General features: G+C 44.3%; 9 protein-coding genes. 6 read left to right on the top strand and 3 right to left on the bottom strand.

What is annotated here, in order from left to right; genetic code table 11:
* Nucleotides 1-179: 179 nt before the first annotated feature.
* Nucleotides 180-2,831 carry a glycoside hydrolase family 31 protein gene (locus VTAP4600_RS04235; protein ID WP_231897862.1) on the bottom strand — a complete coding sequence of 884 codons (2,652 nt, stop codon included), beginning with the start codon at nucleotides 2,829-2,831 and terminating at the stop codon, nucleotides 180-182.
* Nucleotides 2,832-2,963: 132 nt separating this feature from the next.
* Nucleotides 2,964-4,316: an MFS transporter gene (locus tag VTAP4600_RS04240; protein ID WP_102521651.1), complete on the bottom strand. Its 1,353-nt coding sequence runs from the start codon at nucleotides 4,314-4,316 to the stop codon at nucleotides 2,964-2,966.
* 485 nt (nucleotides 4,317-4,801) lie between these two features.
* On the opposite strand from VTAP4600_RS04240, the gene nosR reads away from it, so the two are divergent.
* The 6 genes from nosR to VTAP4600_RS04270 all read left to right on the top strand — a co-directional run bounded on the left by nosR (nucleotide 4,802) and on the right by VTAP4600_RS04270 (nucleotide 12,541).
* The gene (nosR, locus tag VTAP4600_RS04245; RefSeq protein WP_231897863.1) at nucleotides 4,802-6,949 is read left to right on the top strand and encodes a transcriptional regulator NosR; all 2,148 of its coding nucleotides are present in this window, start codon (nucleotides 4,802-4,804) and stop codon (nucleotides 6,947-6,949) included.
* Between the two features lie 83 nt (nucleotides 6,950-7,032).
* The gene (nosZ, locus tag VTAP4600_RS04250) at nucleotides 7,033-8,925 is read left to right on the top strand and encodes a TAT-dependent nitrous-oxide reductase (protein ID WP_102521652.1); all 1,893 of its coding nucleotides are present in this window, start codon (nucleotides 7,033-7,035) and stop codon (nucleotides 8,923-8,925) included.
* A 71-nt stretch (nucleotides 8,926-8,996) separates the two neighbouring features.
* Nucleotides 8,997-10,301 (top strand): nitrous oxide reductase family maturation protein NosD, encoded by a 1,305-nt coding sequence (locus VTAP4600_RS04255; protein ID WP_231897864.1) that lies wholly within the window; start codon nucleotides 8,997-8,999, stop codon nucleotides 10,299-10,301.
* Nucleotides 10,298-11,221, top strand: a complete 924-nt coding sequence (locus tag VTAP4600_RS04260; protein WP_102521653.1) for an ABC transporter ATP-binding protein — start codon at nucleotides 10,298-10,300, stop codon at nucleotides 11,219-11,221. Before VTAP4600_RS04255 ends, VTAP4600_RS04260 begins: the two co-directional genes overlap by 4 nt.
* Nucleotides 11,218-12,036 (top strand): ABC transporter permease, encoded by an 819-nt coding sequence (locus tag VTAP4600_RS04265; protein ID WP_102521654.1) that lies wholly within the window; start codon nucleotides 11,218-11,220, stop codon nucleotides 12,034-12,036. The genes VTAP4600_RS04260 and VTAP4600_RS04265 overlap by 4 nt, the downstream gene beginning before the upstream one ends.
* Nucleotides 12,037-12,046: 10 nt before the next feature.
* Nucleotides 12,047-12,541, top strand: a complete 495-nt coding sequence (locus tag VTAP4600_RS04270) for a nitrous oxide reductase accessory protein NosL (RefSeq protein ID WP_102521655.1) — start codon at nucleotides 12,047-12,049, stop codon at nucleotides 12,539-12,541.
* 90 nt (nucleotides 12,542-12,631) lie between these two features.
* Here the strand turns inward: VTAP4600_RS04270 and VTAP4600_RS26075 are convergent, their stop codons facing one another.
* A complete protein-coding gene (locus VTAP4600_RS26075) occupies nucleotides 12,632-12,799 on the bottom strand; it encodes an entericidin EcnAB (RefSeq protein WP_102521656.1) in 168 nt (55 codons plus the stop codon).
* Nucleotides 12,800-12,903: the final 104 nt, after the last annotated feature.

Consider the following 12,903-nt stretch of genomic DNA (forward strand, 5'->3'; position numbering starts at 1 on the left):
CCTTACCATCCGAGAATCTAGAAAATTCGAAAGCCCGATGCTACCAACATCGGGCTTTCACCGTTTTTGAGCCCTCAAAAACAGCGTAACGGTCCCCTGAACACATTCAGACACAGAGCATAGAAAAAACGCCAACCATTGGTTAGCGCTTTTACAACTTAATATCTAATCCTACTCTGTCATTCAAATTCAACGATAATAGAATATGCGCTGCGAACATCGAGCGGATCAATCTCTACAAGTAAACGGCCATTATCTTGCGTCCACCCCTTAATCAATTTGCCATCTAATGATATTCGATGAACTTGTTGGCCAGAAAGATACCATTCAATTAGGAGTGGACGTTTCGTTGGCGCATTTAAGTACGACCCAGTTGTTACAAATGAAAGCTCTGCATTATTAGCGGTCGAATTAACTTGAATCTCAGTTTTCCTAAGTTCGCCATTCAAATAGTTCGTCGTTTCTCCGTCATCTTCATACAAGGTAAAATCGCTGTGAGTGGGCAAACCAAACACTTTAAGCGCAATGGTATTTGGTACTTCACTGGTTAATTCAGAGTTAGGGTTGAATGGTACAATTGCCCCTTCTTTCGCGAACAACGGCAATTGATAACGAGTCGCCCCTTCTTTACTCGTATAGAGAGATTGGTGTTTAAGCTCTGTGCCAGCTTTAGACTGATAACCTTGCCCAGTGCGGTAATCGAACCATTTGCCTGCGGGAAGATACACATTAGTTTCTCGTTGTCCTAGCTTAGCGACACCAACACTCAATAATGATTCTCCTAGCATCTTGTGATTATGCAGTGCTTGAGCATTCACATCATTTGGATACTGATAAGCAAGACTAGGAAAGACCGGCTTACCGTGTATATGAGCCTGATGCGCATTTGAATACAAGTATGGAATTAACTGATAACGAAGTTCTATATTTGCCTTGTTACTCGCCTTATCACCAATTCTATCTGGCGCGGTTTCTTTGCAGTTACAAAGATTTTCAGTATGAGGACGCACCGGGACATCAAACAATGAACTATAAGCAAACCGTTGCGTATATGTTTCTTTAAGGACGGCAGGCTTTTCTTGCTTACTCACACCTAAGCCCTTTCGGTGAAAACCGCCAATATCCGAGCCATAATAGTCGATACCAGACAGCATCATGTTATTTTGCATAGCAATGTGTACCGCAAGACTCGTCAAGTTCGAACCAATATCCCCTGACCACATCGACGCACCAAAGCGTTGAATACCCGGAGCTCCAGAACGAGACATCATAAATGGTCTTTGTTCAGTTCCATGACGTTGATAACCCGCATATATACTCTCTATCCATTTATAATTGAACCAGTTATGAATATCTGCATGAGCTTTCCCGTTAGCATATACGCCATTACTATTATAGATTTCTGGTTCACCTAAATCAGTCCAGTGACCCATAATACCCATATCGATCAATGGCGCACGCTTCCAGTCGTGCCATTTAGTTGCACCTTCAAGGTTAGTCCAATCGATCATCCCGCCTTTACCCCACCAGCTGCCACCACCATCTGATCGAGCATTGATGGCTTTACCGGTCGTTGGATCTTGCGCAAGGTATCCTGATTGCTCCATTATCTTATGTTCATCGAGACCACTGCTGACATATGACTCTTCAATCAACATCATGCCAACACCCTGCTTTTTGAGGGCTTTGATTTTTTCTTCTGGTTGCGGGAAATGTTTCCGATCCCAAGTTAGAGTGCCCATTTGGCTCATAGGATCATTGCCTTCGACATTACCGAACCATTGCAGATCCATTACCACACCATCAATAGGGAAGTCGCCATTCTTTAGTGTCGCGAGCTTATCATCAAGTTCTTGCCAGTTATCAAACCCATATTCAGATAACCACATACCGAACATCTTTCTTGGTGGAACTAGCGGCTTACCCACCATCGTCATATAAGTATCACGTAGCTGAGCTTGATTTTCAGACAAGCTGACCAACATATTAACGTCTCCTTGCGAAGACCTTACCTGCCAAGGTGTGCGAGTAAAGTCCCACTGAGTCGAATACATATTATCTAAGTAAATGCTAAAGTCAGTTAGCTCTGGACTGGTTGCATAGAGTATCGGGAACAAAGTATTCCCCGTAGCCCCACCATTAAAGCCTTCCATCTGGTTTCCTGAGTGGCGAACTTTTCCATTCCAATCGCCATTTATTATTCCCGGATGTTGAAATTCCTGTCCAAGGCCTGATAACCGATACTCATCGCTCGCTTGAACAGTAAATGCGCTGGCAGCATCAGGACATATCTGATTTAGCGTCTGTTGTTTATCCTCTACAGAGACACACAAGCTCATTGGATCGACATTTACGGTCATTTTGTTGGTCGTAAAGCCATTCACTTTAGTTGCTAGGGTTTTCACTGGAGGGAGTCTAGTTAAATCGAGCAGCTCAGAGTGACTAAGAGGCTCCGTCGCATCATTACGATAGCTCAACTGAAAAGTGTTATCGGTTAACACAGAAAGATTCAGATATAGGGGAGGCAACGTTGCGAGAGGCTTAAGGTCTTGATAAACCTTGTTAACATTCTCGTCACCAAGTTGCTTGATCAATGCCTGTTTGAATTGCGCTTCACTATAATACAACGTTGAGAAGATCGGTCTTAGTGCTTTGGTAAGAGCAAGATCTGGATAATTTTTTCTGAGTCGAAATACATCAGCAGCTGATATCTTGTAGTTACTTTGGCTGCTATATTGAAATGATTGAACTTGGTTGGCATTAGCCGTCGTACTCACACAGCCCAAAAGAGCCAATGAAACAGCATTAAATATTAGTTTGTTTTTTAGCAAGAGTTCACCTAATTGTTGTTTATCAATAGTGAAACATCACAACTTCTATTACGTAACTACGTTGCATTGCCACTGCTGACCTCAAAAAATAAGCCAAACTTCGATCGTCTGGCTTAGTATTAGTTTCTGTTATTACGCTCGCGCAGTTTGTGACTTAGCAGCAATTACTTTATTTGGTTCATCCTGATCTTTCACCAAGACGACCATAAAGCCTGCGAATATCATCGACAGTCCGCCCAAAACCAACGACATCATAGTATCTCCATCAAATGCCCAACGGGTAAAGAAGCCTAAAATGCCCGCCGCGGTAATCTGTGGTAGCACGATAAAGAAGTTAAAAACGCCCATATAAAAGCCCATTTTTCTTGAAGGTAGTGCGCCCGCCAAAATGGCATAAGGCATACATAAAATACTGGCCCACGCGATACCAATACCAACCATGTTCAGCATCAACATATTGGGATCGGTGATTAGCGAAATCGACGCAAGACTAATCCCACCGATCACTAAAGACAGACCATGGACAAACTTTCGGCTGGTACGGTCAGCAAGCCAAGGCAGCGCAAAAGCCGCTAACGCCGAAATACCGTTGTATGCCGCAAAACATAGCCCTACCCAATCCGCTCCTTCGTTATATAAAGCCGAACTCGAATCTGTTGCGCCAAATACATGGTTAGTTACCGCAGACGTGGTGTAAATCCACATGGCAAATAGCGCGAACCAGGAGAAGAATTGCACTAGGGCTAATTGCATCATGGTTTTAGGCATGGCTTTAAGATCTGCGACAATCTCTTTGAACGTTGCTTTCTCTTCTTGTTGCTTATCTTGTTCTAGACTTTCACCTTCAAAAGATGCCATCTCAGTCGGAGAGTACTCTTTAGTGCGCATTACCGTCCAAATAATGGAAGCCAAAAACACCACGGCACCACAAATGAAAGAGATTTTAACTGAATCAGGAATTTCACCAGCCGGTGCCGTATTCGCAACACCAAACACATTTGTCACCACGTATGGCATTGCAGAGGCAATGACCGAACCTACACCAATAAAAAAGGTTTGGACGGCAAAACCTTTGGTTCGCTGCTCCGATGGTAGATTATCTGCAACTAAGGCTCGAAATGGTTCCATTGAGATATTAATCGATGCATCCAAGATCCAAAGCATACCCGCTGCGACCCAAAGATACGGAGAGTAAGGCATGATGATAAGAGCAAAAGAAGACGCGATAGCACCCGCTAAGAAGAATGGACGACGGCGCCCAAGGCGCGTCCACGTACGGTCACTAAAATAGCCAATAATTGGCTGAACCAACAGCCCGGTTAATGGCGCCGCGATCCACAAAATAGGGATCTGATCGATACTTGCACCGAGAGTTTCAAAAATACGACTAACATTGGCATTTTGTAACCCAAAACCAAATTGAATCCCCAAGAAGCCGAAGCTCATATTCCAAATTTGCCAAAACGATAGACGAGGTTTGTTCATTTTATAATTATCCCTATTTACGGATTTGTTTTTATATTCCTAGCCACTTTATTAAGCCTTGCGCATGTGACGGGCGTTGCAATTTATTGCGCATTGGGATGCTAATAAAACCCACACCCTACATACAGTGACCTACATCGCATTAAACTAATACTTTAGAGGTAAGTGGATTGATCGGTGACTTTATCACCATACAAGTTGTGACAAAGATCAAATAGTTAGGGAGTAGAAAATAGACAGCGTCGTTTTTAAACAACTATGATTACATCGGATAACAGCACCGCCACTTACCACCGCTATGGCAAATAAAGCCAGACACCATCACCATTACCGCATCACTCTTTAGGGTAATATTTACCAACACCCTACCGTCATCACATTTATGAAACATGCCATTATCAATAAATTGACACAAATCAATTCGAGATAAATTCAAAGCTCTAGGCTGGGTACTTGTATTTGAAGTGCGTCGCGCGGAGCTGGAAATGGACCGAAAAAGTGGAATGCTGAGCTTCACAATAAAAAGCACAAATCGACTTATGTCGTTAATTCCTCTGTGCGCATTATTGTTAGTATCGTTTTCTAGCCACGCACTGTTTGTTAGTCCTCCTAAAGACCCTATTCCGCTCATTCATGATGCTTTTCCAGAACTTACGACGATTTCAGAGAAACAAGGTGACCCTCTTCTTCGAATCATAAAAAAAGACGACACCGTACTTGGCTACGCATTTGAAACGGATGACATCGCTAGAATCCCCGCGTATTCTGGCGAACCGGTCAATATGCTGGTTGCCATCAACCCGGAAGGGGAATACGTAACATCAAAAGTGCTTGAGCATCATGAGCCCATCATATTGGCGGGAATACCAGAACAAAAGCTATGGGATTTCGGTGACCAATATGTCGGCCTGTCAGTCAAAGATAGAATCAAAGTTGGCGGAAAACCTAACCAAGGTTACGTCCCTATTGATGGATTATCTGGCGCGACAGTCACCGTGATGGTCATGAATGTCGCGATAACAAAAGCCGCAAACAAGGCGGCAGAATCGCTTGGCATCATTAAACGACAAAGCAATATCATTCAGCCGATATCTACGATCAAAAAAGACGTCTTTGCGCCCAAAAGCTGGTTAGACCTGACGGGCGATGGCTCAATTAGAAAACTGTATCTAACCAATGAAACCGTACAAAAAGCATTTGACGGAACGGACGGAGAAAACGTAGATACTGTTCCTGCTTCAGAAAAAAACGACATGTTTGCTGAAATTTACTACGCACTGGCTGACATCCCAACAATAGGAAAAAACCTGTTTGGTGATGCTGAATACGAATGGCAAATGAAGCAACTTAAAACTGGCGAGCATCTTATTGCGGTATTTGGTAATGGCTATTCTTATAAAGGGTCTGGCTATGTGCGTGGCGGAATCTTTGATCGTATTCAGATCCACCAAAACGATAACGAAACCTCCTTTCGAGATCTAGACCACAATAGAATTTCAGACTTGTTCGTCAATGACGCGCCGAGATTCAAAGAAATGTCGGTCTTCAAAGTCCAAGCCCATCATGAATTTGATCCCGGAGCGAGCTGGCAGCTTGAACTGTTAGTTCGCAGACAAACTGGCCCAATAGACAGTGTATTTACCAGTTTCAAAGGCAGTTACGACACACTGGAACATTACGTCAACACGCCAGAACCCATTGTACTGCCACCTGAATTAAGCCTAACCGAGCAGGTATGGGATGAAAACCTTATCAAAGTAAACATCTTGCTAGCTTTGATCGGCGTATTACTCTTCATTCTCTTTTTCCAAGACGTATTAGTAAAACACCCTACCTTTATGCACCGATTACGGCACGGATTTCTCGTCGTCACGGTTGTTTTTATCGGCTGGGTTTGGGGAGGTCAACTTTCTGTTGTTAATGTCTTCACCTTCTTACAATCCATGGTTAAAGGCTTTTCGTGGGATTTATTCTTACTCGACCCTGTCATCTTTATATTATGGTGCGCCGCGGCCGTGACCATGTTGTTATGGGGACGTGCCGTATACTGCGGCTGGCTATGCCCGTTTGGTGCACTACAAGAACTCATTAACCAATTCGCCCGCTACATTAAGATCCCGCAATTTGAACTACCTTGGGCTGTTCACGAGAGATTATGGGCCATTAAATACCTCATCTTACTGGCTTTGTTTGGAGTTTCATTAGATTCCCTTGCCTTGGCCGAACAGTTTGCTGAAATCGAACCATTTAAAACCACCTTCTTACTTAAATTTGACCGCGAATGGCCGTTCATTCTTTGGGCCGCATTCTTATTGGTCATCAATTTGTTTAATCGTAAGACATTCTGTCGTTATCTTTGCCCACTTGGGGCTGCGCTCTCTGTGTCCAATAGCGTGCGCTTATTCGACTGGCTGAAACGTCGCCCAGAATGTGGTTCTCCTTGCAAAACCTGCGCGAAAGAATGCGAGATCCAAGCGATACAGCCTAATGGCGTGATAAACATGCGTGAATGTCACTATTGCTTGGATTGCCAAATCACCTATTACAACGATGGCAAGTGCCCACCATTGAAAAAAATGGCACGTAAAAAACGTAAACAAGAGAGCACTGAGATCCCCGTGACCGAAATATGAAATGGCTGAAGTAACTAGCCCATTGAATAACACATTTGTTAGCTAAACCATCAGTGTACAAAATCGTAAAATGGAGATTTACCATGAGTGATGACAAGAACAAACTTGAAGACGAGAACACACCGGTAAACACAGAAAGACGTAAGTTTTTCGGCAAAAGCGCCGCTGTTGGTTTAGGCGTAGCCGCAGCCCCAATGACGGCGGCTATGTTCGCTTCCATGGCAAAAGCGCAAGCATCTGAAATCAAAAACAGCCCGTTCATTCATCCTGGCGAACAAGATGAATATTACGGGTTTTGGAGTGGTGGTCACTCAGGTGAAGTTCGTATCCTTGGTGTCCCTTCTATGCGCGAATTAATGCGTATTCCCGTTTTTAACACCGACAGCGCAACTGGCTGGGGTCTCACAAACGAAAGTAAGCGTGTTAAAGGCGACAGCGCTCATATTCTGTGTGGTGACTCTCATCACCCTCACATGAGTATGACGGATGGCCACTACAACGGTAAGTACGTTTTCATCAACGATAAAGCGAACAGCCGTGTGGCTCGTATTCGCTGTAATGTAATGAAAACAGACAAAATGCTGACCATTCCTAACGTACAAGCCATTCATGGTTTACGAGTTCAAAAAGTGCCATACACCAAGTACGTTATGTGTAATAGTGAATTCGAAATTCCGATGAATAATGATGGTAAAGCCAGCCTAGAAGACGTTGGAAGTTACCGCTCCCTATATAATGTCATTGATGCTGAAAGCATGGAAATGGCTTTCCAAGTCATGGTAGATGGGAACCTTGACAACACAGATGCGGACTACGACGGTAAATACTTTGCCTCGACTTGTTACAACTCAGAAATGGGCATGAACTTGGGTGAAATGATTACCGCGGAGCGTGACCATGTGGTTATATTTAATCTAGCTCGTTGTGAAGCTGCGTTAAAAGCTGGCAAGTTCAAAACATATAACGGAAACGATGTTCCTGTATTGGACGGACGCAAAGGTTCTGACCTAACTCGCTACATCCCTGTGCCTAAGTCTCCACACGGTATGAACACGTCTTCTGACGGTAAGTACTTTGTCGCTAATGGTAAATTGTCTCCAACGGTATCAGTGATTGCTATCAATAAACTGGATGACTTGTTCGCAGATAAGATCAAACCTCGTGACACCATCGTTGCGGAACCAGAGCTGGGCTTAGGTCCACTGCATACTGCATTTGATAACAAAGGCAACGCTTACACCACCCTTTTTCTAGACAGCCAAATTGCCAAATGGAACGTTGAAGACGCAATCAAAGCGCACAACGGCGAGAAAGTGAACTACATTCGCCAAAAATTGGATGTTCACTACCAACCAGGGCACAACCATACGTCACAAGGGGAAACACGCGATGCGGATGGTAAATGGTTAGTCTCTCTTTGTAAGTTCTCTAAAGACCGATTCCTACCAGTAGGACCACTTCGCCCTGAAAACGATCAGCTTATCGATATCTCCGGCGACGAAATGAAACTGGTTCATGATGGACCAACGTTCGCAGAACCGCACGACTGTATGATTGTGCACCGCAGTAAAGTTAAACCAGACAAAATATGGACTCGTGATGACTCCATGTTTGCCGAAACCATTGCAATGGCAGAAAAAGACGGTGTCAACGTAATGACTGAAAACAAGGTCATTCGTGAGGGCAACAAAGTTCGTGTTTACATGACCTCAATTGCACCAACGTTCGGCATGAATGAGTTTAAAGTCAAGCTTGGTGACGAGGTCACAATCGTAGTAACCAACCTTGATATGATTGAAGATGTGACACATGGGTTCTGCGTAACGAATCACGGTGTGCAAATGGAGATTGGCCCACAAGCAACCGCTTCTATCACCTTCATCGCCGATAAACCTGGCGTTCAGTGGTATTACTGTAACTGGTTCTGTCATGCACTACACATGGAAATGCGTGGTCGGATGCTGGTTGAAGCATAAATAATCAAGAGCTTATTGGGCACGGTAACGTGCCCTATTTATTCGGTACATTCCAATACAAGGAGCCGCATTTGAAGCAACGAAATTGGCTATGGTTATCGCTTCTCTCATTGATTCAATCAAGCGTATTAGCGGCAGTCATCACAGTAACACCTCAAGATAACCTGCAAAACATGCTCGACTTAAGCCAACCTGGCGATACCGTCGTCATTGATGGTGGGGAATACTTGGGGAATTTTGTCGTCAACCAAAGCATCACGTTGCAAGGTAAGCAAGGCGCGACCATTAATGCCAACGGTAAAGGTAACGCGATTACTGTCTTTGCGTCCGACACCGTTATTGAAAACCTCAAGATCATCAACTGGGGTGACGATTTAACCGAGCAAAACGCAGGCATTTACAACGAAAAATCACTCAAGAATCTCACCTACAGAGGCAATACATTCAAAGGCGATGCCTTTGGGATATGGGCGCAGCGTGTCGACAAAATACGGGTTGAAAACAATACCATTGAAGGTAATCCAACACTACGCTCGGCAGACCGAGGCAATGGCATCCAACTCTCAAGCGTTAAAAACGCTTTAGTAATTGGTAACACCGTAAGCAAAACGCGTGATGGTCTCTATATTATTTCTAGCCAAGACAGTGAATTACGTGGCAACACGATGCACGACCTTCGCTACGGTATTCACTACATGTATTCACACCATAATCGTGTTATCGATAATTTCGCCTACAACACACGTGCCGGTTACGCATTAATGAGCTCTCGCCAACTGACCGTCCATGGCAATCGCAGTTTAGATAGCGAAGACTACGGCATGTTGATGAACTTCATCACTCAATCAGACATCAGCTATAACCAAATAAAGAACGTTTGGACCAAGCCTGAAAATAAGGTGATCGGGCGAGACGGTAAAGGACTATTTGTTTACAACTCTGGTTATAACACCATCAGTCATAACATCATCGATACAGCAGAAATCGGGATTCATCTGACTGCGGGATCTGAAAACGGCAAGATATTTGGCAACAGCTTTTTAAACAATCCAATCCAAGTCAAATACGTATCTAACCAGAAACAAGAATGGAGCCAAAATGGCGTTGGTAACTTTTGGAGCAATTATCTTGGCTGGGATTTGGACAATAACAATATTGGCGACACACCATTTGAACCCAATGACGGCATAGACAAAGTGGTATGGAAGTACCCTGAGTCGAAAGTACTGTTAGACAGCCCGTCAGTATTAATGCTGCGTTGGATACAAAAACAGTTCCCTGTATTAAAACCACCCGGCATAAAAGACTCACACCCGCTCATGATGCAACCAAGTATCAAGCCTTCTCAAGCGGACACGACAGGAACGCGCTCATGAATCAATTAGTATCGCTTAAAGGCGTGACCAAACAGTACAAACAATTGCGTGCACTAGATAACGTAGACCTCAATTTAAGCAGTGGCGAGGTGCTTGGTTTGTTTGGCCATAATGGCGCAGGTAAAACAACGTTAATGAAACTCATACTGGGCGTGATTTCAGCCACCAGCGGTGAGGTAAAAGTATTCGAACGGGATCCAAGTAGTAAGCAAGCTTGGCATGGTCGAAAGGCCATCGGTTACCTACCCGAGAACGTCAGCTTTTATGACCAACTCACTGGCTTAGAAGTACTCACCTATTTTGCTAGGCTCAAGTCTGTACCCAAATCTCAGGCTATTTCCTTACTCTCGGATGTGGGCCTATCGGATGCGCTTCATCGCCAAGTAAAGCACTACTCGAAAGGCATGCGTCAGCGGTTAGGTTTAGCGCAAGCTTTCTTGGGGGAGCCTAAATTATTGTTGCTTGATGAACCTACCGTCGGGCTTGACCCCATTGCGACACAAGAGTTTTATACCAGCGTCGATCGCCTAAAAAACCAAGGCGCCAGTGTTCTGCTCTGTTCCCATGTTCTTCCTGGTGTCGAACAGCACATCGACCGAGCGATGATCTTGTCCCATGGAAGAACCGTTGCCGCTGGTACGCTTAATGAATTGCGCCAACAAGCCAGCCTACCCGTTATCATAAAAACTCATGGTATCAACGGTGCACTTGCAGCCAATAATAAGCTAGCAGGATTTATGGTGACAGCCGATCAATTACATATTCCTGAAACAGAGAAAATGAGCATCATAAAAGAGCTAATGAATTACGACTCTATCAGCGATATTCAGGTTTCTCCGGCCAATCTCGAGCAAATATATCAGCACTTTTTGAATAGCGGCTCTTCCCAATCAATGGTCGAAAAGGAGAAGTCTCAATGAACCCAATCATCGCAGTAGGACTCAAAGAGTTTCAAGACGGGTTACGAAACCGCTGGTTAGTTTCTATCACCTTCATTTTCTCGTTACTCTCTATTGGCCTTAGCTACTATGGCAGTGTGGCATCGGGGCAACTGAGTTCGCCTTCTCTTTCCACCACCATTGCGAGTCTTTCAAGTTTATCGGTCTTTATCATCCCCCTTATCGCACTGCTACTTTGTTACGACAGCTTTGTGGGTGAGCAGGAGTCAGGCACGTTGTTGCTACTCATGACTTACCCTATAAGCCATGCGCAATTGTTACTGGGTAAATTCGTTGGTCAGGCGAGCATCATCACCCTTGCTACCGTTATTGGATTTGGTAGCGCGGGCGTACTGCTTAGTGTCACAACGGACATAGAATCCATCGTTCCTGCATTCAGCCTATTTATCATCACGTCTACTTTATTGGGCCTTTGCTTTATTAGCTTGGCTTACCTAATCAGCTTAATCGTCAACGAAAAATCGAAAGCGGCGGGGATTGCCCTCATGGTTTGGCTGTTCTTTGTGCTGATATTTGATCTTGCTTTGCTCGCACTCTTAATCAGTGGCAACGAGGGCTTAACTCAACATGGCTTAGTACAAGTCATGATGTTTAACCCTGCCGATTTGTTTCGGCTCATTAACCTATCAACACTAAACACCGGTGATGTCAGTGGCGTGCTCGCCGTCGCGATTAACAGCAGCTTTTCTACCGCGGCGTTACTTGCTGCCATGCTGGCTTGGGTTGTCGCACCACTGGGATTAGCATTGATTATTTTCCGTAAAAAGACACTATAACGAGGCACACATGAAACCGTTCAGTTTTAAAAAATGGTCACTATTAATAGTACTGTTCACCGCCTTAATCGGGTGCAGTGAAGAGCCTCAAGAAAAAATGGCACGTCAAGCCGCTGCAATTGAAAGCGGAGACGAATGTCACCTTTGCGGTATGATCATCAGTAATTTCCCTGGCCCTAAAGGCGAATCTTACCAAGGTGCCAATGACAATGTAATGAAGTTTTGCTCCACGCGTGACTTATTTGCATTTTTACTCCAGCCAGAAAATGCTCGCCAAGCACGAGAAATATTTGTCCACGACATGAGCAAAACACCTTGGTTAAAGCCAGAAGATCAGTATTTTATTGATGCGAGAACCGCATGGTATGTGATTGGGTCTAGCGAAACCGGCGCAATGGGCCCGACTCTTGCCAGCTTTAGCACCAAAGAAGACGCGGAGTCATTTAAAAATACATTCGGTGGTGAAGTTCACACCTTTGCGGATATCACGATTGATATTTTATAACGGTACTCTATGTATATTAAGGGCTGATGATCCCAGCAGCCCTTTACACTCAGCGTCGTCAGTTAACCACTGACTCGCCGTTGTCTTGCTTTACTCTGTTGCCTCGTGAATCACTTCTTTCGTGTCTTTCACAACCTTATTGGTGGTCTTTTTAGTTTCATCCCAGATCGTTGAAGAGTCGCTTTGAACGCCTTTCCATGTATCCGCACAGCCACTAAGAAACAGCACAATAGCGACGGTTGTTAATGCGATTTTCATTCCTTTTACCTCAACTAATAAAGCGCCCTATTCGGCACTTTTCATACAATAAGTGACTAATAAGCCCCATATTAACATCTATATCAACAAGTAACAGCTCGTAC

It is taken from the genome of Vibrio tapetis subsp. tapetis, from assembly GCF_900233005.1.
In the GTDB taxonomy this organism is placed as follows: domain Bacteria; phylum Pseudomonadota; class Gammaproteobacteria; order Enterobacterales; family Vibrionaceae; genus Vibrio; species Vibrio tapetis.